The 23,017-nt window shown below is 49.2% G+C and carries 20 protein-coding genes; 8 read left to right on the forward strand and 12 right to left on the reverse strand.

The window, feature by feature from the left end; genetic code table 11:
- Positions 1 to 6: 6 nt before the first annotated feature.
- Positions 7 to 705, reverse strand: a complete 699-nt coding sequence (gene rsuA / locus ACN28R_RS09850) for a 16S rRNA pseudouridine(516) synthase RsuA (RefSeq protein ID WP_095834265.1) — start codon at positions 703 to 705, stop codon at positions 7 to 9.
- 245 nt (positions 706 to 950) lie between these two features.
- On the opposite strand from rsuA, the gene ACN28R_RS09855 reads away from it, so the two are divergent.
- The 3 genes from ACN28R_RS09855 to rplY all read left to right on the forward strand — a co-directional run bounded on the left by ACN28R_RS09855 (position 951) and on the right by rplY (position 3,376).
- Entirely contained in the window at positions 951 to 1,190 is a 240-nt protein-coding gene (locus ACN28R_RS09855; RefSeq protein ID WP_048639292.1) for a YecH family metal-binding protein, read from the forward strand.
- Positions 1,191 to 1,193: 3 nt separating this feature from the next.
- Entirely contained in the window at positions 1,194 to 2,954 is a 1,761-nt protein-coding gene (gene radD, locus ACN28R_RS09860) for a DNA repair helicase RadD (protein ID WP_095834266.1), read from the forward strand.
- A gap of 137 nt (positions 2,955 to 3,091) precedes the next feature.
- The gene (gene rplY, locus ACN28R_RS09865; RefSeq protein WP_048639294.1) at positions 3,092 to 3,376 is read left to right on the forward strand and encodes a 50S ribosomal protein L25; all 285 of its coding nucleotides are present in this window, start codon (positions 3,092 to 3,094) and stop codon (positions 3,374 to 3,376) included.
- A gap of 148 nt (positions 3,377 to 3,524) precedes the next feature.
- On the opposite strand, the gene phoH is transcribed toward rplY, so the two are convergent.
- The 5 genes from phoH to ACN28R_RS09890 all read right to left on the reverse strand — a co-directional run bounded on the left by phoH (position 3,525) and on the right by ACN28R_RS09890 (position 9,306).
- Positions 3,525 to 4,313 (reverse strand): phosphate starvation-inducible protein PhoH, encoded by a 789-nt coding sequence (gene phoH / locus ACN28R_RS09870; RefSeq protein WP_048639296.1) that lies wholly within the window; start codon positions 4,311 to 4,313, stop codon positions 3,525 to 3,527.
- 633 nt (positions 4,314 to 4,946) lie between these two features.
- The gene (fliZ, locus tag ACN28R_RS09875; protein WP_048639297.1) at positions 4,947 to 5,459 is read right to left on the reverse strand and encodes a flagella biosynthesis regulatory protein FliZ; all 513 of its coding nucleotides are present in this window, start codon (positions 5,457 to 5,459) and stop codon (positions 4,947 to 4,949) included.
- A 52-nt stretch (positions 5,460 to 5,511) separates the two neighbouring features.
- Positions 5,512 to 6,234 carry an RNA polymerase sigma factor FliA gene (locus ACN28R_RS09880; RefSeq protein ID WP_048639298.1) on the reverse strand — a complete coding sequence of 241 codons (723 nt, stop codon included), beginning with the start codon at positions 6,232 to 6,234 and terminating at the stop codon, positions 5,512 to 5,514.
- 198 nt (positions 6,235 to 6,432) lie between these two features.
- Positions 6,433 to 7,356, reverse strand: coding sequence for an Rpn family recombination-promoting nuclease/putative transposase (locus ACN28R_RS09885; protein WP_095834267.1), 924 nt, complete (start codon positions 7,354 to 7,356; stop codon positions 6,433 to 6,435).
- Between the two features lie 258 nt (positions 7,357 to 7,614).
- Complete coding sequence (locus tag ACN28R_RS09890; protein ID WP_095834268.1) at positions 7,615 to 9,306, reverse strand: thiamine pyrophosphate-binding protein; 1,692 nt, start codon at positions 9,304 to 9,306, stop codon at positions 7,615 to 7,617.
- 375 nt (positions 9,307 to 9,681) lie between these two features.
- On the opposite strand from ACN28R_RS09890, the gene ACN28R_RS09895 reads away from it, so the two are divergent.
- Both ACN28R_RS09895 and ACN28R_RS09900 read left to right on the forward strand, forming a co-directional pair.
- Positions 9,682 to 11,073: an APC family permease gene (locus ACN28R_RS09895; protein WP_095834269.1), complete on the forward strand. Its 1,392-nt coding sequence runs from the start codon at positions 9,682 to 9,684 to the stop codon at positions 11,071 to 11,073.
- A gap of 20 nt (positions 11,074 to 11,093) precedes the next feature.
- Positions 11,094 to 12,128: a histone deacetylase family protein gene (locus ACN28R_RS09900; RefSeq protein WP_095834270.1), complete on the forward strand. Its 1,035-nt coding sequence runs from the start codon at positions 11,094 to 11,096 to the stop codon at positions 12,126 to 12,128.
- A gap of 145 nt (positions 12,129 to 12,273) precedes the next feature.
- On the opposite strand, the gene ACN28R_RS09905 is transcribed toward ACN28R_RS09900, so the two are convergent.
- The 5 genes from ACN28R_RS09905 to ACN28R_RS09925 form a co-directional block, all read right to left on the reverse strand.
- Positions 12,274 to 12,591 carry a hypothetical protein gene (locus tag ACN28R_RS09905; RefSeq protein ID WP_095834271.1) on the reverse strand — a complete coding sequence of 106 codons (318 nt, stop codon included), beginning with the start codon at positions 12,589 to 12,591 and terminating at the stop codon, positions 12,274 to 12,276.
- A gap of 38 nt (positions 12,592 to 12,629) precedes the next feature.
- A complete protein-coding gene (locus ACN28R_RS09910) occupies positions 12,630 to 14,084 on the reverse strand; it encodes a flagellin N-terminal helical domain-containing protein (protein WP_095834272.1) in 1,455 nt (484 codons plus the stop codon).
- Between the two features lie 146 nt (positions 14,085 to 14,230).
- A complete protein-coding gene (locus ACN28R_RS09915) occupies positions 14,231 to 15,397 on the reverse strand; it encodes a nucleotide sugar dehydrogenase (protein ID WP_095834273.1) in 1,167 nt (388 codons plus the stop codon).
- A 102-nt stretch (positions 15,398 to 15,499) separates the two neighbouring features.
- Positions 15,500 to 18,862 carry an O-linked N-acetylglucosamine transferase, SPINDLY family protein gene (locus ACN28R_RS09920; protein WP_095834274.1) on the reverse strand — a complete coding sequence of 1,121 codons (3,363 nt, stop codon included), beginning with the start codon at positions 18,860 to 18,862 and terminating at the stop codon, positions 15,500 to 15,502.
- A 158-nt stretch (positions 18,863 to 19,020) separates the two neighbouring features.
- A complete protein-coding gene (locus tag ACN28R_RS09925; protein ID WP_269467069.1) occupies positions 19,021 to 19,911 on the reverse strand; it encodes a flagellin N-terminal helical domain-containing protein in 891 nt (296 codons plus the stop codon).
- A 282-nt stretch (positions 19,912 to 20,193) separates the two neighbouring features.
- On the opposite strand from ACN28R_RS09925, the gene fliD reads away from it, so the two are divergent.
- The 3 genes from fliD to fliT are packed head-to-tail and all read left to right on the forward strand — an operon-like array spanning position 20,194 to position 22,410.
- A complete protein-coding gene (fliD, locus tag ACN28R_RS09930) occupies positions 20,194 to 21,612 on the forward strand; it encodes a flagellar filament capping protein FliD (RefSeq protein WP_095834276.1) in 1,419 nt (472 codons plus the stop codon).
- 14 nt (positions 21,613 to 21,626) lie between these two features.
- Positions 21,627 to 22,034, forward strand: a complete 408-nt coding sequence (gene fliS / locus ACN28R_RS09935) for a flagellar export chaperone FliS (RefSeq protein ID WP_095834277.1) — start codon at positions 21,627 to 21,629, stop codon at positions 22,032 to 22,034.
- Between the two features lies 1 nt (position 22,035).
- Entirely contained in the window at positions 22,036 to 22,410 is a 375-nt protein-coding gene (gene fliT / locus ACN28R_RS09940) for a flagella biosynthesis regulatory protein FliT (RefSeq protein ID WP_095834278.1), read from the forward strand.
- Between the two features lie 149 nt (positions 22,411 to 22,559).
- Here the strand turns inward: fliT and fliE are convergent, their stop codons facing one another.
- The gene (gene fliE / locus ACN28R_RS09945) at positions 22,560 to 22,874 is read right to left on the reverse strand and encodes a flagellar hook-basal body complex protein FliE (protein ID WP_095834279.1); all 315 of its coding nucleotides are present in this window, start codon (positions 22,872 to 22,874) and stop codon (positions 22,560 to 22,562) included.
- Positions 22,875 to 23,017 lie beyond the last annotated feature (143 nt).

Consider the following 23,017-nt stretch of genomic DNA (forward strand, 5'->3'; position numbering starts at 1 on the left):
TCCTGATTACTGCCCGATGCTCGCGACTTCCTGACTGCTCAACGCCCGGTATTCACCCGGTTCCAACTCGCTGTCCAGACTAATACCGCCGATGCGCTCACGGTGTAACTGCACAACTCGGTTACCTACCGCGGCGAACATCCTTTTCACCTGATGATATCGCCCTTCACTGATGGTCAGGCGTACCTGATACGCCGTTATTTTCTCCAGCATAGCGGGTTTGGTTAAATGCTTCTCGCCGTTAAGCTGAATACCGGCCGCAAACTGTTCGGCGGTATCCTCGCTTAATGGCTGCTCCAGCGTCACCAGGTACGTTTTCTCGCAGTGATGTTTAGGTGAAGTAATTCGATGCGACCATTGTCCGTCGTCGGTAAGCAGCACTAATCCGGTGGTATCGATATCAAGACGTCCCGCCGCATGCAGCTTATGCGCGACCGGCTCATCCATAAAATAAAGAATGGTCGGATGATCGGGATCTTCCGTTGAACAGACGTAGCCCTGCGGTTTATTCAGCATAAAATAACGCGGCCCGAGCTGCTGCACCAGCGGATTGCCATCGAACGCGACCTGATGTTCGGGCAACAGTTTAAAAGAGCCGCTTTTTACCACCTCACCATCAACGGTAACCCGTTGCGCACGCAGTTCACGTGCCACCAGCGAACGGCTGATTGCCAGTTGCTGAGATAAAAATTTGTCCAATCGCATTACAAACCAACTGCCTTTTTAAACCACGAGGCTGATACGCGCGGGCCGATACGCCAACGCGTCAATACTCATGAAGATGAAGAAGAGCAACAAAAACGCTGCCAGAGTGTTTCAGTATAACGGGGCTTTGGCCGACATCCTAGAATTCACATAGGCCAGCCGCCATGAATATGTTGGCGCGTCTCTCGCGCCGAACATGATCAAGGGGCATAATATGACAATTGTTCGTTGTGAGGATCTAACAAATGTCTTCTATCCACGGTCATGAAGTCCTGCAAATGATGCTCGACGCCGGCGAGTCTTTTACTACTGAACGGCTGATTGCCGCTATTGAAAAGCGTTTCGGCCACGATGCCCGTTTCCATACCTGTTCAGCCTCCGATATGACGGCAGCGGCGCTGGTTGAGTTTCTGACCGAACGCGGCAAGTTTATTCCGCTTGAAGCCGGTTTTACCACCAGCGCCAGTAAAATTTGTCAGCACTGAGTTATGCCTTTTACCCTACGCCCTTACCAACGTGAGGCAGTATCCGCAACGCTTGAATATTTTCGTCGCCATACCCACCCGGCAGTGATTGTGCTGCCGACGGGCGCAGGGAAAAGCCTGGTCATTGCCGAATTGGCCAAACTCGCCCGTGGCCGCGTGCTGGTATTGGCGCACGTCAAAGAACTGGTGGCGCAGAACCACGCCAAATACTGCGCCTGGGGGCTGGAGGCGGATATTTTTGCCGCCGGGCTACAGCAACGACAAAGCCGGGGGAAAGTCGTGTTTGGCAGCGTTCAATCCGTCGCTCGCAATCTGGATCGATTCGAACAATCCTTTTCATTACTGATCGTTGATGAATGCCACCGCATCGGCGATGACGACGACAGCCAATACCAGCAGATTATCCAGCATCTGCGGCAAACCAACCCGCAACTGCGCCTGCTGGGTTTGACGGCGACGCCCTACCGTCTGGGAAAAGGCTGGATTTACCACTATCACTATCACGGCATGATTCGCGGTGATGAACACAGCCTGTTCCGCGATTGTATCTATGAACTGCCGCTGCGCTATATGATCAAGCATGGCTTTCTGGTGCCGCCGGAACGGCTGGATATGCCCATAGTAAAATATGACTTCAGCAAACTGGCGGCCAGAAGCAACGGCTTGTTTAGCGAGATTGATCTCAACCGCGAGTTAAAGCGGCAACAGCGCATTACGCCGCACATTGTCAGTCAGATAGTCGAATATGCCCAGACGCGCCTGGGCGTGATGATATTCGCGGCAACCGTTGAACATGCCCGTGAAATCCATCGGTTGCTACCTGAAGGTCAAGCGGCGCTGGTCAGCGCCGATACGCCGTCTGCGGAGCGGGATGCGCTTATCGACGCGTTTAAACAACAACGGTTACGTTATCTGGTCAACGTTGCCGTACTGACGACCGGTTTTGATGCGCCGCACGTTGACCTGATAGCCATTTTGCGCCCGACGGAATCCGTAAGTTTATATCAACAGATTGTCGGTCGCGGCCTACGTTTGTTTCCCGGCAAAACCTCATGCCTGATCCTGGATTACGCCGGCAACCCTCACGATCTCTATACGCCTGAAGTCGGCAACAGCAAACCTCACGGCGACAGCCAGCCGGTACAGGTTTTTTGCCCGCAGTGCGGTTTCGCCAATCTTTTCTGGGGAAAAACCACCCCGGACGGCAGCGTAATTGAACATTACGGCCGACGCTGTCAAGGATGGGAAATGCTGGACAACGGTCAACGCCAGCAATGCGACTTTCGCTTTCGCTTTAAAATCTGCCCGCACTGCGGCGCGGAAAACGACATTGCAGCCCGGCGTTGCCACCAGTGTGAAAACGTACTCGTCGATCCGGACGATATGCTGAAAGCGGCATTAAGACTAAAAGACGCGCTGGTGCTACGCTGTAGCGGGATGAGCCTGACGCCGGGGCGGGATGCCAAAGGGGAATGGCTTAACATTACCTACTATGACGAGGATGGCGCGGATGTCAGCGAACGTTTTCGCCTGCAAACACCCGCACAGCGCCACGTGTTTCAGTTGAATTTCATACGCATTCATCAACGGGCGCCCGGTGTTCCCTTCGTCTGGCAAACGGCCGCGGATATTCTGGCGCAGCAACCTCTATTACGGGCTCCCGATTTTGTCGTGGCTCGTCGTCAGGGGAAATTCTGGCAACTACGGGAAAAAATATTCGATTATCAGGGCCGTTTCCGCCGGGCAAACGAGTTGCGAGGATAACTTATTTCTCGGTTTTATTTGCCCGACGAACCATATTCCGTTAGAATTCCGTCCGCTTTTGCACCGCAGAAGCTGAATAACCCAACTTGCTGCTGGGTCGCCTGTAGCAGGATTACTTATATTAAGTAGAGTAAAAAATGATTACTATCAAAGCAGAAGCACGTAAAGATCAGGGTAAGGGTGCGAGCCGCCGCCTGCGTCATGCTGGTAAATTCCCCGCCATCGTTTATGGTGGTTCAGAAGCGCCAGTTGCTATCGAATTGGATCACGACGTAGTAAAAAACCAGGAACTGAAAGAAGGTTTCTACGGTGAAGTGGTGATTCTGTCTATCGATGGAAAAGAAGTCAAAGCTAAAGTTCAGGCTGTACAGCGTCATCCGTTCAAGCCGAAACTGACTCATATCGACTTCATTCGCGCTTAATCACGCCGAAGTTAATCCGGGACGCCGGAAGAAAAACGCCGCTTTCGCGGCGTTTTTTTATGGCGGGCTCTCCCTGCCCGCCCCCTTTCGGGCCGTTAAAAACACTCCCTGCGTTTTTGTTTTCCAGAATACAGACAGAGATTAAATATTATCCATACGCGATGAGCGTGCGCTGGCATAGCTCTGAGCGCACACAGTCTTGTTTACCGAACGACACGATGCCAATCATGTCATCTTCCGCAAAACGCTCCAGCGCATCACGCAGTCCGGATTTAACCCCAGAAGGTAAATCACACTGCGTAATATCACCATTCACGATTACCGTTACATTTTCACCCAGACGAGTAAGGAACATCTTCATCTGGTTAACCGTCACATTCTGCGCTTCATCCAGAATCACCACGGCATTTTCAAACGTCCGACCGCGCATATAAGCAAATGGCGCGATTTCCACTTTGGCTATTTCCGGTCGCAAACAATACTGCATAAACGACGCGCCGAGACGCCGTAACAGTACGTCATAAACCGGACGGAAATAAGGCGCGAATTTCTCGGCAATATCTCCAGGTAAAAAGCCTAAATCCTCATCGGCCTGTAATACCGGCCTGGTCACAATAATACGATCGACCTCTTTATGAATAAGTGCTTCCGCCGCTTTGGCCGCACTCAGAAACGTTTTGCCACAACCCGCCTCACCGGTGGCAAAGATTAACTGTTTATTCTCTATTGCAGACAAGTAATGCTCCTGGGCGGTTGTCCTGGCTTCAATGATAGAGGTATCGCGATTTTCCCGCGCCATCCCTATCGATTCAATTCCGCCCATTTGAACCAGAGAAGTGACCGACTCTTCCTCACGCTGACGATGACTACGCGACTCACGTCTAATAACGCGCTTCGCTTCACGACGTGCTTTGATCACTGCTTTTTGTCTTCCCATAGTGGCACCTTACAGTTTGTTTCACTTACCGCACTGCCTGGCAGCGCGTGACGTTTCACTCACAACGAGGTTTGGCTTCCTTATTAAGCCGATGAAGAACAAAATAAATAACGCTCAACCCGGAATAACGTAAACACCGGTTGGGCGACGTAATTAATGAGGGGTAAACAGACCGAACGGATAAGAGAGAAAGTGGGGTTAACAACGAGCGATACAGTGTAGGAAATTGGTGGCGGGGAAATCCCTCGCATCGGCGAGTCCGTAGACAACGATATTGATTTTGACTACTCAGTCCCAAAAAGGACACCACCATCCGCGTTCCTCACTGTGACAACAACTATTCCAATGAATAATGATTGACCGTATTAAGAACTACCGCTAATCATCTGACTAAAAATTAGTGCCGGATGATTGCAGTAGTATGACAGTGCAATACTTTGCCTCCACTTTGCAAGTTTTTTTACACAGGTATAACTTTTACATATGTCTGGGATCTTATTATTTGCCAGAATTCATATCACGCCTGGTATTACATCGTTACTAATAGCAACAATCGGAAAATACCTCTCCTACGCGCTTTTCTAGAATAAAAGCAAGTCGGCCAATAGCGTGATAGCCCAAGCAGATAATGGGTTATCGATAGTATTTGTACCAATCCAGATACTGGTCATATTTTCGCAGCGCGCTTCTGTAGATATCGGGGTTAATATCGGGGAGATAATCGTAAATATGCCGCTGGATGTTATCTCTGGCGAACGCTTCCTTTGGATGATTTTTCGCCGCTAGCAATTCATCCAACCGCCGCAGTCGAATAACATATTCGCGCATCGTGCTATGCCTGATTTCCGTTTGTTCAATCAGGTACTGGCTGAATGCTTGAATGTCGAAATAGTTAGCATAGGTGTTGCATATTATTTCGCAACAGAAACGACAAAGCGGCACGAAATCCTGTTGTATTTTTGACCACGCTTCATCATCAATTAGGTCATCAATGTCACCAATTGTTTTTTTATTAACGACTTGGTGACGAAATGCCAATGAAACGCGATCAAGCTCTCTATTGCAGTGAGAACAATGGGTTTGCTTATGTTTGAAATCTTTCAGATAACGACTAAGACGTTGTTTCTTCCGAACTGATTGAGGCATGAATCCATTCCATGACAATATACCGAGATAACATTATTCCTGCGCAGATAAATTAAACGTCATTCATTAATTTCACGCGCAGACGCTTTATCGCCTGGCTGTGCAACTGACTGACCCGAGACTCCCCCACTTCCAGAACCGCGCCGATCTCTTTCAGATTCAACTCTTCCTGATAGTAAAGCGTTAATACCAGCTTCTCGCGCTCGGGCAGGTTTTCTATCGCCTCCATTACCCGATGGCGTAAATTACCTTCCATCAGTTGATGCAATGGATTGGCATCTTCACTGCCCTCCAACAATGCTTCCGCGCTATCGCCATGCTCTTCACGCCATTCATCGTAAGAAAAAAGCTGGCTATTATTGGTATCCAGCAAAATCTGACGATAGTCTTCCAGCGTAATATGCAAAGCGTGCGCCACTTCCTGCTCAGTTGGAACACGACCAAGCTGCTGTTCAGCCTGTTGCATCGCTTGTGCCACTTCCCGCGCGTTGCGCCGCACGCTGCGCGGAGCCCAGTCGCGGCTGCGTAACTCATCCAGCATTGCGCCGCGGATCCGCTGAACGGCATAGGTGGTAAACGCCGTACCCTGCAACGAATCGTAACGCTCTACTGCGCTGAGCAAACCGATGCCGCCGGCCTGCAACAGATCATCAAGTTCAACGCTCGCAGGAAGACGAACCTGTAGCCGCAATGCTTCATGGCGTACTAAAGGGACATAGCGCTTCCAAAGCGCGCTTTTATCCATTGTGCCTTCGGCGGTATACAGTTCGCTCACAGTGACAAATACCTACGATGATAATGTTATCGACACTATTATGCTTTTGATGAGGGTTGCCAATCGCTTGAATAGCGCAAGAAAAGGAAGGCTAATTGAGGTATGCCGTTGTCAGCACGGGTGAACATCTGCTGTCGCCATTACGTAAAACGTCAATCGGCATCAGCCCCTACAGGCAGACTTATTACCGGTTACACATTATTCATCAGCGGTTGATATCACCGTTTGCATATCGGCATCTGACAGATCGGTCATCTGTTGCACCTGCTGCCGGGACATGCCCTTTTTCAGCATCTGGCGGGCGATACGTAAGGCGCTGGCTTTCATGCCTTGTTCTAATCCTTGACCAATCCCTTGCTGAAGCCCTTTCTCAAAACCTTCACGCTTCAGTTGGTTCGCGATACTTTCCATATTTTCCTCCCGTTCACCGGTTAAAGGTTCGGTTACCCCATCAATAAAGGCACGATAATCGGATGTTTGCCCCGTTTTCAGAATATAAAACATCAACGCCCGCTGCGGCGTCAAGGGCAGTTTCCAAAACTCCATCAACAGCCCGATATCCCGAGCCAGCTCTAGCATATCCCGCGTGCGAATATGCTTCAGCACCAGCTCTAATAAGGCGATGCGGCGATGGGTTTTGATTTCCTCATCCGGGGTCACCGTCAAATCCAGCAGCGGGAACGCCGTAGTGTAGATCCGCCGCGCCAGCAACGGATCCGCAAAGCTCTCCAGCCAGCTCAGGCTATACGGATATGGGCTGCGCTCGCCATGATAAAACAACAGCGGCACCACCAACGGCAGAATTTCATGCCCCTGAGATAAATGCTGCTGCATCGCCGCCAGGCTGTAACGCAGCAACCGGAATGCCATCAGCCTGTCCGGCGAGCTCTGGTGCTCAATAACGCAATAAATATAACCTTTCCCCTGCGAAGTACGGCACGAATAGAGCATATCCGATATGCGCGAGCGCAGCTCATCATCCACAAATGAGGCCGATTCAAGCTGTAGGGTGGTGAAATCACAGTGCGCCTGAATATCCGGCGGCAAATGGATAGAAAGGAAATCCCGCGCGATATCGATATTACCGAGGAACTGCTTAAAAATGGCATCGTGAGGCTGCATGGCGCCGCTTCCCTGTGGTGGTGATTGTCCGCAACTTTAACGGGTTATCTTCAGCAGGGAAGTGGCGGAGGGAAAAGTGTGAAGGCGCTTCGCAGTAAATTACTCGTTCTTAGAGGAGATAGCCGTTTGCATATTCTCATCGGACAGGCCGGCCATAGTTGCACCTGCGCTCGCCATGATAACCGCCATCGGTTATTGAACAACCGCATATCCGCCATACTGCAAATTGCAGTATGACAAATATATAGGGGTATGGAATTAAGCAAGGACGATCTCGATCAGATTCGCCTGTCCGGAATGGATGCCCGCCTCCACCGCCGGCGCGATATCGGCAGCCCGGGTGATGCGTCTGGCGGTTACGCCCATCGAACGGGCCAGAGCCTGATAGTCAATCTCGGGATTGACTAAATCCATGGCGATGAATCTCTCGGTTTGCGCCGCCAGGTAATGCTGCTGACTGCGCATGAAATTTTTCAGCACATTGTACTGCCGGTTATTCATAACGATAAAAGTGACGGGGAGATTTTCATGCGCCGCCGTCCACAGCGACTGCGGCGAATATAGCGCAGCGCCGTCTCCCACCAGCGAAACGACGGGCGCACGCCCCAGACCAAGAGAACAGCCGACCGCCGCCGGCATACCCCAACCCAGCGCCCCGCCTCTTAAAAAGGAGTATTGCTCATACGAAGGGCTGTTCAAAAATTGGCGCACGGTGGAAGAGGTAACGATCGCTTCATCGACAATAGCAATATCATGCCCGATAACCCGCATCACCTCACGGGCCGCCACCAGCGGCGAAATAACGCCTGACGTATAGTCATCCTCGGCCTGCGCGTACAGCGTTTTTCTGTTCGCATCGCGCTGTACCCGCAACGCATCGCTATTGGCATTTCTATCCGCTCGGGTCGGCTGCGTGAGCCCGGACAGTATCGGCAACAGCGCATCAAGCGACGCCCGTAAATGGCCGACCAGCGAAAGGCGCGTGGGATAGGTTCTGCCGAGATCGCCCACATCGGACGACAACTGATAGACGGTGCAATTGTCCGGCACCGCAGATGACGAGGTATACAGAATGGAAATCAGCGATTTGCCGCCCAGCGCGAAAATCGCATCATAGTTGCTAAGCTCATCCGCAATCGCCGCGGCCTTAGTGGGTAAGTTCCCCGCCCACAGAGGATGCGACGTCGGAAACGGAATCCGCGACGGCCAGGAAGAACCGTACACCGGCGCGCCCAACAGCTCGGCCAGCTTGACGGCCTGCGTAGCCGCCTGGCTGCTGTACAGCTCATCGCCGGCGATAATCGCCAGCCGTCCGGGCTGAATACGCGCCAACTCTTCAGCCAACGACTCCAGCGATGAGGCCACGCTATGCGTATCAATCACTGAGCGCGACAACAGCGGCGTATCGCTCATCTCTTCCATGACGTTCATGGGCAGCGACAACATCACCGGCCCTGGCGGCGGCGCCACCACATCGTGAAACGCGCGGCGCAGCAAGACCGGCAACTGCGAGGGATGCGACACTTCCTGCGCCCATTTTACCGCCGGTTGAGCCAACTGAACCAAATCGCCGAATAACAACGGATCGGTAATGGCGTGACGCAGATCCTGCTGGCCGGCCGTCACCACCAGCGGCGTATGGGAAATCTTAGCGTTGAGCAAGTTGCCCATGCCGTGTCCCAACCCGCCTGCCGTATGCAAATTCAGAAAACCGGGCTTACGGGCGGCCTGAGCATAACCATCCGCCATGGCGACCGCGCTTGCCTCTTGCAACGCCAGAATATAGCTGATATCGGTTTTGCCCACCAACGCATCCATCAGCGGCAATTCGGTCGTTCCCGGATTACCAAAAATATATTCAACGCCCTCGCTGGCCAGTATCTCGAGCAGTATTTCCGCCCCTTTGCGCGCAGGCACTTTATCAGTGGATATAAAAACACTATCAGTCATGGCATACCTCATTCCGTTGGGTGATTATTAATTAATAAATCAAACAGCTACGGATCATGGACAACATGATAACGCCGCGGGCAAACAGAGTTCACTCACTTATTTTGAATTATTGGGGGATGTTATGTCGCCACGGTAAAGTTTGCCCGTAGGGTCATCATCGCTCTCCCCGCCACCACGGTAAGTAATGGCCCATCCGTTATAGGAAACCGCCGAACCTTCGTTTAAATAAATGTTCCGCAACGGAATAACGCACCGCCAGCCGTAAGGATTTCCTATTATCCTCCTATTTCCCGCCTTGATTAGGATAGAAAATTATCAATCGGTCAGCCTCCCCGACGCTAAAGAGAGAGGCGTCCATAGGTGAGGGAAAATATGAGTAGTCCATCAGTAGTAAACAACAAAGCGCCCGCAAGCGCGCATGCGCCGGATGTCGCCCAGACGCCACATCTGCGCCGCGTTCTGAGGCTACCCGCGCTGGTGTTTTTCGGCCTGGTGTATATGGTGCCGCTGACGATGTTCACCACGTACGGCGTGGTGACGGAGATAACAGGCGGACGCACCGCCAGCGCCTATCTGATTACGCTGGCGGCCATGCTATTCACCGCGCTGTCGTATGGCTTCATGGTGAGAAAGCATCCTATCGCCGGTTCCGCTTATTCCTATACCAGCCTCAGTTTCGGACCGGGAATTGGTTTTCTCACCGGTTGGTCGCTGCTGTTGGATTACCTATTCCTGCCGATGATCAACTATCTGTTGATTGGTCTGTTTCTCAATATCGCTTTTCCCATGGTGCCCGCCTGGGTGTTCGTGGTGACGGCGATAGCGCTGGTCACCGTGCTGAATGTGATCGGCATCAATTCGGTGTCCGGCATGAGCAATATTATCGTCGGCGCGCAGATCCTGTTTATCGTGGTATTCGTCGCGATGTCCACCCGCCACCTGTACGCCATGCCGACGCTGGATTTCAGCGCGCCTTTCGCCGGTGATGGCAGTCAGCCCGGCTTTGCGCCGCTGATGGCCGGCGCGGCGGTGCTGTGTCTGTCGTTTCTCGGCTTTGATGCGGTGTCGACGCTGGCGGAAGAAACCCGCCAGCCGCAGCGTGATATTCCGCGCGCCATCGTGATCACCACGCTGGTCGCCGGGGTGTTGTTCACCGCGCTGGCGGTAGTCAGCCAACTGGTGTTTCCCGGCAGCGTGTTCAAAGATGCCGAATCCGCCGCCACCGAAGTGATGGGCACAGCGGGCGGCGCATTGCTGAGCAGCCTGTTCACGGCGGCTTATGTCGCCGGGTCGATGGGGTCGGCGCTGGCTTCTCAGGCGTCCGTTTCCCGCATACTCTTTAGTATGGGACGCGACGGCATTTTGCCAAGGCCGCTGTTTGGCACCCTATCGGCGCGTTTTAACACGCCGGTGGGCGCCATTTTGGTGGTGTCGCTGATTTCTCTGCTGGCGATAGTGCTCAGCCTGACCACGCTGGCGTCGATGATCAGCTTCGGCGCGCTGGTGGCCTTTTCCGCCGTCAATCTGGCGGTGATCCACAGCCACCTGATAGAGGAAAGGCGCTGCAGCGTACGCGACCTGCTGCTCTACGGCGCTATCCCGGCCATTGGCATGGGAATGACGCTATGGCTATGGACCAGCCTATCGGGAATGACGCTGATCATCGGCCTAGGCTGGTTCGCGGTGGGCATTCTCTATCTGGCGGTACAAACGCGCGGTTTTCGCCACAAGGCGCCCGGCGCCAGCTTTTCCGAATCGCTTTAAACTGACTGCGGAGAAAATAAATGTTAACGATTTACAGTGATGCGCACCGGAATCATCACGGCCAGTACGAACTGATGGATGGGAAATTTACCCCATGTTACGAAAAACCCAGTCGCGCCGACATGATTCTGGCGCGCGTCAAGCAGATGGATCTGGGCGAAATCAAAACGCCCGACGATTTCGGCCTGGCGCCGATTTTACGCGTGCATAGCGAAGATTTCGTGCGTTTTCTACAAGGCGCCTGGCAGGCATGGCAGGCTATCGGCCGCGATCATGACATGCTGCCGCTGGCGTGGCCGGTGCGTCGTCTGCGCCAGAAAGCGCCGGACAGCATCGACGGGCAACTCGGTTATTACTCGCTGGACGCCAGCGCGCCAATCACCGCCGGTACCTGGCAGGCGATTACCGGATCGGCGAATGTGGCGTTGAGCGGGCAGGCCGAACTCGGCCGCGGCGCGCGCGCGGTATTTTCGCTATGCCGTCCGCCAGGTCATCACGCCGCGGCGGACTATATGGGCGGGTATTGCTTCTTCAATAATGCGGCGATCGCCGCGCAGGCGCTGCTTGACCGGGGCGCGGGACGAGTGGCGGTACTGGATGTCGATTACCACCATGGCAATGGCACGCAAGACATTTTTTACCAGCGCGCCGATGTACTGTTCGCCTCTATTCATGGCGACCCGCGTTTCGAATACCCCTACTTTCTGGGCTATGCGGACGAAAAGGGAGTGGGTGTTGGAGAAGGCTACAATATCAACTATCCGCTGGCCGCCGGCAGCGACTGGCGAATATGGAATCAGGCGCTGCAAAGCGCCATGCGCCAGATACGCGCCTATGCGCCGGATGTGCTGATCGTTTCGCTCGGCGTGGATACCTATCAGGGCGACCCCATTTCGCACTTCACGCTGCAAAGCGAAGACTACCTGCGCATGGGCGAACAGCTTGGCGCGCTGGGCATGACGACGCTGTTCGTCATGGAAGGCGGCTATGCGGTGGAAGAGATTGGCGTGAACGCGGTAAATGTATTGCAGGGATTCGAAACAACCCACCGTTAAGACCCAAGCCGGGCGATATTTATTTCGCCCGGTCTGGCGCGATAAATCAGGCTGATTGCAGCATACATTATTTATTAGCGTTAACCGACAAGCACCATATTAAATATGGTATCGGCCTTCCCTCCAACATATAAAACAAAACATATTAGAATATTGTAAATCGATACTTTTTCAATATATCCAACGAGATATTATCTGAAATATTTCCATCTAAAAACTCGGTTTTATTGTATGGCTTATGATTATCGCCCCGGTAGGTTATACTTTTTCCATTACTTAATTCTAACTGATAATTTGGTCGTTCGCCGTCTCCTGTCAAACCAAATTTTACACCGAGTATAAAGTACTTATCCTTGGAAAACTTACTGTTAGTATTATTTTCATCAATTGTAGTCCACACTTTGCTCAAGTAATTTTTTCCCTTAACAGACCTAAGAAAAGCATGTAATTCTTCTGTTGTCATCTCACACCCCGCATCACTATTTTCATTATGGTAGTTTATCACCGCTGCAACAACGTCAGCACCGTCTCCGGCACCTGATTCGCCTGCGTCAATACCGATGAAGACACTTGTTGCAGTATTTGCTGCTTCGTCATAGCAGAAACTTCCTGCGCATAATCCGCATCCAGAATACGCGAGCGTGCGGCGGAGGTGGCTAGTGATGTCTGCGCCAGATTTGATCGGATGGATTCAAAGCGGTTCACCTGGCTGCCATACTCACTGCGATAGCCATTTATTTTTTCCAGTGCCCGATCAAAAGAAGCTAACGCTTTACGCGCTTCCTCAATCGGATCCAAACCAACATCTTTCAGCCCCAAAGACTCGCTATCCGACGGCGTTGGGTTGATGGTAACCGCTTGTACTTCCTCGCCAAAATCGGCACTGACAACAATATCCGTCGGCGTACTGATCGGCGGCAACGGCGGAGGCGGTAATTGTGTCGGCGTGGGTAATTTATCCCAGGTGGCCATACCGGTAAACGCTCCCTGCCCTATCACCATGACGATTAAATCTTCTGTCGTCTTATTAATATGAATACGCTCATTAAGTTCCGTACCATTGACTCCATCGTTAAATTCGCCAGTAGAGTCATCCTCATAACGATCCCCGTCACCACTATAAGTAATGGTCATTCCGTTATAAGAAATCGATGAACTGCCGTTTAAATTAAAACCACCTCCACCTTGCGCCAAATCTTCGGCAGAATAATTCGCCAAGGGTAAAAAACCATTGTCTTCAGTTAAAACCCGTGAGCCCGCCGATACCGCATCCGTTATACCGTTTTGTCGCCAGACAATATCGGCATCCTCACCTTCCAATGGCGTTCCGACTAAATGCTTGCCTTCACGGCTAAAGATTTGGATATCATCATCCAGACCCAATGAATTTATCGTAATGGTTAAATTTTCTGCGCCGGCGGGAATGTAGGCCAGAGAAACAATACCGGAAGAAAATATATTACTTGAACCACTAGTGGGAAATTTTTCTGCCAGCGGCGGCGTATTCCCTAGATTAACGGGCAGTTCACGCTGAGTGGAGGGGGCCAGCGGGTACTTGCCAAATGCTTCGGTAGAATAGGCTATGCGATCGATTTCAGCACGTAATTGCAAATATTCGGTATTCAAACTGGCGCGATCGGCATCCGATAGCGTACCGTTCGCTGCCTGCACAGCTAACTCTCTTGACCGCTGCACCAGGTTGTTAATTTCATTCAACCCGCCTTCAGCGGTTTGCATCAAGCCGATACCGTCGTTTAAGCCACGGGCTATAACGTCATTGGCATTCAGGTTAGCGCTCATTCGGTTGGCTATTGCCTGCCCGGCTGCGTCATCCTTCGCGCCGTTAATGCGTAGACCGGATGAAAGGCGTGCAATAGCGGTACTCAGTGAGGAAGTCGTTTTATCACTGTTTTTTTGAACCGTAAGAGAAAAAAGATTGGTGTTGATAACCGCCATCGGGTCACCTTGCTCAATTTTTTATTTTAGATAATCTTTGATCTTCATCGGCACCTGGAAAGGAAACTTTAGCCCAAAATGATAAGTAATATTAAAATCTTTGTGCAAGCACAGGCTCGCATTCCGGGGAAAATGCAGACGATCCATCAGTCATTCCCGAAAATATCACGCGTATAAACCTTTTCTATTACATCGCTCAAATCAGTAGACATACGGTTTGCCAGAATCACATCTGAACGATTTTTAAATTCCGATAAATCATTAATCACCGGGGAATGAAAAAATTCACCATCCGTCATCGCTGGTTCATAGACAACAACACGAATCCCTTTTGCTTTTATCCGTTTCATTATTCCTTGAATGGCTGATGATCTAAAATTATCAGACTCGGCTTTCATTACCAGACGATAAATACCGACAACACTCGGGTTCATTTTTAGCACTGACTGAGCAATAAAATCTTTACGTGTACTATTTGCTGCAACAATAGCCTGAATAATATTATTAGGCACGCTAGCATAGTTTGCTAACAATTGTTTTGTATCTTTGGGAAGACAATAGCCGCCATAACCAAATGAAGGATTATTATAGTGATTGCCAATCCTTGGATCCAACCCTACCCCTTCAATGATCGACCTGCTTTGCAAGCCTAAAGATTGAGCATAAGTATCTAATTCATTAAAATAAGCGATTCGCATTGCCAGATAGGTGTTTGAGAATAATTTAATTGCTTCCGCTTCTGTTGATTCGGTGAATAAAACCGGAACGTCTTTTTTCATTGCGCCCTGTAGTAATAATTGTGCAAATTGTTCCGCACGCTCGGAACGCTCACCCACAACAATGCGTGATGGATAAAGGTTATCGTATAGAGCCTTCCCTTCTCGTAAGAATTCAGGTGAGAAGATAATATTATCCGTATTAAATTTACTTTTGATTTCCTGCGTATATCCTACCGGTATTGTTGATTTAATCAACATAACCGCATTAGGATTTAAAGACAGCACCTGTCGGACAACTGATTCAACAGAGGCCGTATTGAAATGATTCGTTTCAGGATCATAATCGGTGGGCGTAGCGACAACAACAAAATCCGCATTTTGATATGCCAACGTCGCATCTAGAGTTGCCCTAAAATTTAACTTTCTATGCAGAAGAAAATGTTCTATTTCCTTATCAACAATGGGCGATTTACCCTCATTTAGCATTGCTACTTTTTCGGCGACAACGTCAACAGCAACGACTTCATTATGTTGAGCCAAAAGCATCGCATTGGACAATCCGACATATCCGGTTCCGGCAATAGCTATTTTCATGATAGGATCGCTTTATTATATTAAGTAGTTAATGGTTGAATTCACATAAGGGCACCTTTCAGAAAGGTGCCCTTATTTCCCCCAGTTTTCTTTTGCTTCTTTTTATTGGGGAATATATTTGTATTTTTCCAGCATTTCCTCAAGCGAGGACATATTGATATTCTTCTTAATTTTGAAAACTCCTGCTGTTTCTGCAGTGTCTTCCGTTTCCAAAAATGCCAATACCGCATGATAATCAGGTCTGCACCAGAAGTCATGAATGAAAATCGACGTATCGGCAATGTTTTTCTGCTTTTGTAAACTATGTTTTATTGCATTCAATGTGCAGGCGACGCGAAAACGTCCATCGACAAGGATAAGATCAAATGAATTATCATATTTCAAAATAGATTCACTGTAGCGAGGGAAGTTTTCCTTATTGCTATTATCAACGGGATAGCCCCATTCTTTAGTTGGACCAATATCAGCGAACTCAACCTTGCAAAGAGGACCAACCTCATTACGAAGCGTTTCCACCCAGAACTTATCACTTTCAACGCCGAATATTTCTATATTGCACCTGGCGGCAAGTTTTGTAGAACCCCCACTACCAAACTCAAAGTAAGATTTGGTTTTCTTTAAGCAACGCTCAAAGAGTTGCGTTTCTTCGTCCGACATCCTCGGCATATCAGGTATAAGAGAAAGCGGAGCCTTCACGATTTTTTTCTTTGCCTTAGACGCGTCACCTGGCTCTATATACTTATTGTCATCAATGTAATGCGTGGCCCTTTCTTTAGAATCTATTGCCAATACGAAATAAGCCAGATCGTGAATGCCATAGACCGTATGCAGAATAAAGGCCAGCTTTTCACGCTGATCTGGAGAAAATGATTTTAGACGAGCATCATCTGGCACATATACCGCGATAGCCGAAATCATTTTTGATGACGGCAGCGTTTTCTGTTCGTCAATCGTGACGGGCTGAGCATATTCGATATTTTTCAGCGTATGGAAAACAAAACCATATTTCGCCAACAGCGCGGTCACATCGCCGAATAACAGCTGGTCCTGATGTGTTAATGTGAAAGTGATGCGCACCTGAACCGCAAGACATCCCGATAGAATATGCTCACCGTGAGCAATGGCTTTTCTAATATCGTAGCGATTATCCAAAATCAGCCAGTCAAGATGATCCAATCCATGGATATGATCGAGCTTTGACGTTTGCGCGACGACTTCAGCAAGTACCTGTTTACCAGGAGCCTTTTCTTGTAGTTCACCATTTGTTGCCAATGGCTTCAGATCACTACTGTATTCAGGGGCAAGACACATATAGACAGGCGTCGGATTACCGTCACCCAACCCATGTAATTTGATGTGCTGTATGGATTTTTTACGCAGCGGCAAATGTTTTTCTTCAACCGCGCCGATGATATCCATGATAACAAAGTGGAAGGCGTCGGTAGCGGTTAAATTAATAAAATTTGAACCGGTAGCCACACCGCCGCCATTATCAATGGTAATAACTTTACCAGGCAGTTGGAAACTGAAACCGTCCGATACTTTATTGTTACCCAGAGCAATCGCATCAACAGGGTGCTGCAATGTAACCGGCTGATTATCATCATGGAAATAAGGCGCGAAATCATTACTCAGCGTCAATGCCTCCGGCTCTTTCCCTTCACAATACCGCTGCCATATTGCGCGCATGGCATCAGAGAAATGTTTAGCGAAACGTTTACCGTCACAGACCGGAGACGACAGTAATATATCTCGCAGGTGCTGACGAATAACGCTTAAACTACCTAAATCATTCGCTATCCCTACTGTGATATTAATGTATTGCTCCCAGTCATTAGCCACCAGTTCCGGCATACCGGCATTGACCAGATGAGAAGCTGAATGGCGGCCGGCAAATGTTGGTCCAGGCAAGGTGACAACGGGTACCCCCATCACCATGGCCTCACAGGTGGTCAAACCACCGGAATAAGGCCACGGATCCAGCGCGATATCCACATCATTGTAGCTGGCTAGCAGTTCCTTATGTGGCGATTCCCCTTCAATTCTAACTCGGTCACGAACAACACCATGTTTTTCTAAAGCGGCATAAATATGTTCACTCAATGACTGATTTTTGTAATTAAAACTTTTCAAAAACAACCGCGAATTCGGAACCGCATGTAAAATAGCAGCCCATTGAGTCAGTAAAACATCATTTATTTTGGAGGCGTTATTAAAACAACCAAAAGTGATATATCCTTTGCTAGTCACCGGTAGTTCATTGATCGGCGGCAAATAATGAGGCGGATCATAACAGATATAGTCATCCGGCAGGCGAATCAGCTTTTCAGTATATAACGCATCCACCCCCGGCGGCGTTTCTACATGGTCACTTAACAGGTAATCCATCGTTGCTAAACCGGTGCTGCTAATCAACCCACCTACCCACTTTATCTGAATCGGCGCGGGAGCCGTTAACAGAGTCAGCATACGACTATTTGCGTTATAGCCGCACAAGTCGAACAATATATCGATCTCATCCTCACGGATCATTTGCGCCAATACATTTTGGGGTGTATCTGCAATTACTTTCCATTGAGCACAAACATTTTGTATACGCTGTGTAATATGATCTTCTTTATCGTTGGTGCTATAGGCATAAAACTCGATTTGTGATTCAGGAATATGCGCCAGTCCGATGGTGATCATATTGCCTACCGGATGAGAGCGAAAACCATCCGAAATCATACCGATACGCAATCGCTTATTCGCTGTTTTATTGTTGGCGACTGCGCGGGAAACTTTTCCAGCAGGTTTGAACTTTGGCTGCCAGATCTTACACAGCGCCAAAATCTGTTCTGCCGTTCTTTCGGGATGATAGTGTGAACCGACAATGCGATTAAAAAAAGGCGTGGGATTACTTTTGGTAACAACCCCGCCCTGTTGATATGCCGCATCCATCTCATCAAAACAACCGAGGTCCTGCTTAAGCATTCCCAAATTGTTCCAATACAGCCAGTTACCGGGATCTTCTTTTATCAGTCCTTTGAAAATGTCTTCTGCTTGTTCATATTTTTTCAACTTCTGCAAAACCGTTGCCTGAATCGACCGTAAAGGCCGCGACTCTTCCTTCGGCACTCTTTTTACTACATCAGATAAATATATTTCCGCTTCTTCCAACCGCTCTCTACGGTAGAGCAAGTCCGCCTTGGCATGCAAGCCTTCAACATACGATGGGTAAAGTTTCAGCGCTTCGTCAATATACTGCTCCGCCGCAAAGAAATTACCGAGCCTTTGCAGTGCTCTTCCTGCAATCACCAATAATAACGGGTTTTGAGCATCTTTTTGTAACAGCTCCTTCGCTAACTGCAAAGCGTTTTCCGGCTGTGCTGAAAGCCACTCGGCCGCCAATTTGATTTTATTATTCACTGAGGCTTTTGGGCTTTGTTTTCTGGCGGTAATAGCTTTGGCGGATGACTTTTTCATATTGGGCGCTTCATCATAGTGATAACAGTGGCCTACCCTATCAGGATCTGATCAGATATACCTGTCTGGAAAACTCCCAGTATAAAGAACATAAATAAAAATAGCGGGTATAAAAACCCGCTATTTGTACGCTATTTATTAGGATTGACGCGACTGAATTACTGCAGCAGTGACAGAACAGTTTGCGGAACCTGATTAGCCTGTGCCAATACGGACGTACCCGCCTGTTGCAGAATCTGGTTTTTGCTCATGTTGGACACTTCCGTCGCCACATCCGCATCTTCAATACGGCTACGGGCGGAGGTCAGGTTGGCTACCGTGCTGTTCAGGTTGGTAACGGTGGATTCAAAACGGTTCTGGCTTGCACCCAGGCTGCTACGCAGGGAGTCAACGCTGGAGATGGCTTTATCAATTTCAGCCAACAAACCGCTTGCAACTGTGGCAACTGCAGCCGTTGTGCCAGTCGCAGCAGTATAAGATGCCAGGATACCCACAGAACCAGCGCCGGTGCTGCCTTCAGTGATACCAGTCAGTCCACCAGTACTAAACAGCGTCGTGGAATCGATTTTCTTCAGACTGATATTGATGCTTTCATTATCATTCGCGCCAACCTGGATAGACAGTTCTTGACCAGTAGCCAGTACTTTCACGCCGTTGAACTGAGTCTGCTCGGAAACACGGTTGATTTCTTTTACGCGGTCAACGATTTCGTTGTTGATGGAAACCAGGTCATCGGCGGAGTTGGTGCCGTTGTTAGCCTGTACCGTCAATTCACGGATACGCTGCAGGTTGTTGTTGATTTCGTTCAACGCGCCTTCAGTGGTCTGAGCGATGGAGATACCGTCGTTAGCGTTACGGGCAGCCTGGGTCAGGCCTTTGATGTTCGCGGTGAAACGGTTGGCGATCGCCTGGCCTGCGGCATCGTCTTTGGCGCTGTTGATACGGTAGCCTGAAGACAGACGCTCAATAGCCGTACCCAGCGCGGACTGAGATTTATTCAGGTTGTTTTGCGCTGTCAGAGACAGGCTATTAGTATTAATGACTGCCATGATTATATTCCTTATTGCAATTCAAGTCGGTTTAGGGTTCGGGCTGTAGCCCACGGCTTTCATCACCGTCCTAACCTGTATCGGCACCCTTGAAAGAAGCTTTAAAATTATTTTCAGAAAAAATCCGTCAGACGATTGAATACAGTACCGTTATTTAAATCGCCATAATGATTGCATACACTGTATTTAGTACCTGTGTTTTCTTTTATAGGCAAAGCTAAACTTTCCTCTTGTATTGCCGATACCCTTTCCACGATATATGAAATAATTTAAGGAAGCATTATGGCCAGCATTAGTTTCACCGGTTCTACCAGCGGCTTAAGCGACATATTGTCTCAATTGACAGCCAATGAGCAAACGCGTCTTACGCCAATCAAGACTCAGCAAACGCTGTATGAAAACCGTGATAAAGGTTTCGACACGCTGAAAACGGCGTTAACCAAGCTGGAATCCGCCAACGAAGCGCTGACAAAAGCAAATTCAATCAATAAAACCACCGTTAGCAGCACAAACACGGCGTTTACCGCCACTACGACCAGCAGCGCCTCTTCCGGCACTTATAATATTGAGGTTAATAAGCTTGCTACCGCCCATTCATTGCTCTCATCCGAATTCACCAGCAGTACGGAAAATATTGGAACAACCACGGGCGGAACCAGAACATTAACCATCAGCCAGCCAGGACGTGAAGAGCCGCTGGAAATCACGCTCACGGACAGCCAAACCACATTGGAAGGCATCCGCGACGCGATTAACAAAGCGGATAGCGGAGTCGGCGCTAGTATTATTAAAGCGGATGATGACAGCTATTATCTGGCCATCACGGCGAAAGACACCGGCACCGATGCCCAAATGACCGTCAGTGTAACCGGCGATGATACGCTGAACAGCAAGTTAAGCTACTCCGCGCAAACCAATAGCGGCGCCCTGACGCAACAAACCGCGGCCCAAAATGCCGAAGTCGTGATTAACAGCATCACCGTAACGCGCCAAAGCAATACCATCACCGATGCCGTTGATGGCGTGTCACTGACGCTAAAAGCACAAACCACTTCTGGCACGCCAGAGACGCTTGATGTTACCAGCGATACAGAGCCAATGCAGAAAGCCATTCAGGAATGGGTTGATGCCTACAACGCGCTGCAAACAACGATCGGCACCTTAACAAAATACACAGCCGTTGACTCTGGCGCCGATGCGCAAGACTCAAGTAATGGCGTGTTGCTTGGCAATAGCACTCTGCGTACTATTCAGAACAAGCTGAAAATGCAGATATCCACTGCCCAAAGCGGTATGGACATCAGTACTCTAAACGAGCTTGGAGTCAAGCAAAACGCCACAACCGGCTTACTGGAAGTTGATACTGAAAAACTGCAAACGGCATTAAAAGAAAAATCTGGCAACGTTACTGAGTTCTTTGTGGGCGACGGAAAAACCACCGGCTTTTCTACTCAGATTAATACTTATCTGGACAGCGTTCTGGATACGAAAGATGGCGCGATTCAGGCGGCAAAAGACGGCATCGCCTCTACGCTGAAAACATTACAAAAGCAGTATGATAATACGCAAGTCAGCATCGAGGCCACCATCGCCCGATATAAAGCACAGTTCACTCAGTTAGATACGCTGGTTTCACAAATGAACAGCACCAGCGATTATCTGACAACGCAACTGGCCGCATTAAATAACACTAGTTCGTAAAAGGGGAAGCAACGATGTATAGCAGAACTGGCAGCCAAGCTTACGCTCGGATAGGTGTAGAAAGTAGCGTGATGAGCGCCAGCCCACACCAGCTTATTGTCTTGCTGTTTGATGGCGCTCGCAGCGCCATGGTGCGAGCCAGAATTCTTCTGCAGCAAGGTGATATCCAAGGCAAAGGCATGGCTTTATCAAAAGCCATAAATATCATTACCAATGGATTAAAAGCTGGCCTGGATACAGAGAAAGGCGGTGAACTGGCGGAGAATCTGTCGGCGTTATATGACTATATGACGCAACGGTTGATGATGGCCAATCTACATAACGACGTAAAAATCATTGAGGAAGTGGAAGGATTATTGGAAAACATTGCCGACGCCTGGCGTCAGATTGGTCCAAATTATCAACCAGCTCAGGAAGCATAAAATGGACAATCTCCACCAGCTTCTTAAAGATTATAAACAGCTGCAATCCCTCAGTAGAAAGATCCTTGGCTTAGCCTCTGGCGGCCAATGGGACGAGTTGGTTGATCAAGAGATTATTTATATTCAATCCGTCGAAAAATTGAGTACAACACCTATTCCTACTAATTTAGACAGCGTTATGCAATTACATTTTCGGCGTATTTTGCAGGAAATTCTTGAAAATGAAGCACAGATAAAACAGCTGTTGCAAAACAGAATGAATGAATTGAGTTCGCTTATGGGAACTTCTCTCAAGCAGCATGCTGTGAATTCAGCATATGCCGAGTTTGCCGGGCAAAAACTATTACCTGGTGAGCTAGACAAAACCGTAAAGTAGGATGCTGCCCCGCCCCTGAAACCAGCAAACGAATACGCTGTTTTTTTATATCGATAAGCAGATTCCCGCTTACGCGGGAATGACTTGAGGTGCGAGGATTTTAATTGGAGTGCGGGAATAACACGTCGGAAGTGGTAAACACAGAACGCCTACACCGACATATTCATCACTTCCTGATATGCCGAAACCAGTTTATTGCGCACCTGAATCCCCATTTGCATGGATATTGATGACTTTTGCAAGTCCACCATCACATCATTCAACGCGACACCGGGTTTACCCAGGGTAAAATCCTGGGCCTGCGCGCGGGACTGCTGCTGCACTTCGCTGATTTTATCGATTGCCGACCTGAGTTCGGTTGCGAAACCAGGTTCTACCGCGGGTCGGGAAACCGCCGTGTTTGCAGCCTGCAAAGCGTTAACCTGCAATTGCTGTAATACCCCTTCGATACCTTGAACAGACATATCCCCTCGCTAATCACCAGAGTGCATTGTTTTCATTGCCGAAATTGATGATTGTTTAATTAAATAAATCTTTTATCGACAATCATTTCATATTGAAATGTCTCGATTTTTCCACCACCACTTCAGGTTGCCATACACACTAC

The sequence above is a fragment of the Brenneria goodwinii genome (assembly GCF_002291445.1).
In the GTDB taxonomy this organism is placed as follows: Bacteria; Pseudomonadota; Gammaproteobacteria; order Enterobacterales; family Enterobacteriaceae; genus Brenneria; species Brenneria goodwinii.

What these genes read in the sequence shown, in the direction of transcription:
- phoH (WP_048639296.1), bottom strand. Translation starts at nt 4,313, where the DNA reads ATGGGAAGACAAAAAGCAGTGATCAAAGCACGTCGTGAAGCGAAGCGC.
- rsuA (WP_095834265.1), bottom strand. Translation starts at nt 705, where the DNA reads ATGCGATTGGACAAATTTTTATCTCAGCAACTGGCAATCAGCCGTTCG.
- ACN28R_RS09885 (WP_095834267.1), bottom strand. Translation starts at nt 7,356, where the DNA reads ATGCAGCCTCACGATGCCATTTTTAAGCAGTTCCTCGGTAATATCGAT.
- radD (WP_095834266.1), top strand. Translation starts at nt 1,194, where the DNA reads ATGCCTTTTACCCTACGCCCTTACCAACGTGAGGCAGTATCCGCAACG.
- ACN28R_RS09900 (WP_095834270.1), top strand. Translation starts at nt 11,094, where the DNA reads ATGTTAACGATTTACAGTGATGCGCACCGGAATCATCACGGCCAGTAC.
- ACN28R_RS09915 (WP_095834273.1), bottom strand. Translation starts at nt 15,397, where the DNA reads ATGAAAATAGCTATTGCCGGAACCGGATATGTCGGATTGTCCAATGCG.
- ACN28R_RS09925 (WP_269467069.1), bottom strand. Translation starts at nt 19,911, where the DNA reads ATGGCAGTCATTAATACTAATAGCCTGTCTCTGACAGCGCAAAACAAC.
- fliT (WP_095834278.1), top strand. Translation starts at nt 22,036, where the DNA reads ATGGACAATCTCCACCAGCTTCTTAAAGATTATAAACAGCTGCAATCC.
- rplY (WP_048639294.1), top strand. Translation starts at nt 3,092, where the DNA reads ATGATTACTATCAAAGCAGAAGCACGTAAAGATCAGGGTAAGGGTGCG.
- fliS (WP_095834277.1), top strand. Translation starts at nt 21,627, where the DNA reads ATGTATAGCAGAACTGGCAGCCAAGCTTACGCTCGGATAGGTGTAGAA.
- ACN28R_RS09895 (WP_095834269.1), top strand. Translation starts at nt 9,682, where the DNA reads ATGAGTAGTCCATCAGTAGTAAACAACAAAGCGCCCGCAAGCGCGCAT.
- ACN28R_RS09910 (WP_095834272.1), bottom strand. Translation starts at nt 14,084, where the DNA reads ATGGCGGTTATCAACACCAATCTTTTTTCTCTTACGGTTCAAAAAAAC.
- fliE (WP_095834279.1), bottom strand. Translation starts at nt 22,874, where the DNA reads ATGTCTGTTCAAGGTATCGAAGGGGTATTACAGCAATTGCAGGTTAAC.
- fliZ (WP_048639297.1), bottom strand. Translation starts at nt 5,459, where the DNA reads ATGCCTCAATCAGTTCGGAAGAAACAACGTCTTAGTCGTTATCTGAAA.
- ACN28R_RS09890 (WP_095834268.1), bottom strand. Translation starts at nt 9,306, where the DNA reads ATGACTGATAGTGTTTTTATATCCACTGATAAAGTGCCTGCGCGCAAA.
- ACN28R_RS09855 (WP_048639292.1), top strand. Translation starts at nt 951, where the DNA reads ATGTCTTCTATCCACGGTCATGAAGTCCTGCAAATGATGCTCGACGCC.
- ACN28R_RS09905 (WP_095834271.1), bottom strand. Translation starts at nt 12,591, where the DNA reads ATGACAACAGAAGAATTACATGCTTTTCTTAGGTCTGTTAAGGGAAAA.
- fliD (WP_095834276.1), top strand. Translation starts at nt 20,194, where the DNA reads ATGGCCAGCATTAGTTTCACCGGTTCTACCAGCGGCTTAAGCGACATA.
- ACN28R_RS09920 (WP_095834274.1), bottom strand. Translation starts at nt 18,862, where the DNA reads ATGAAAAAGTCATCCGCCAAAGCTATTACCGCCAGAAAACAAAGCCCA.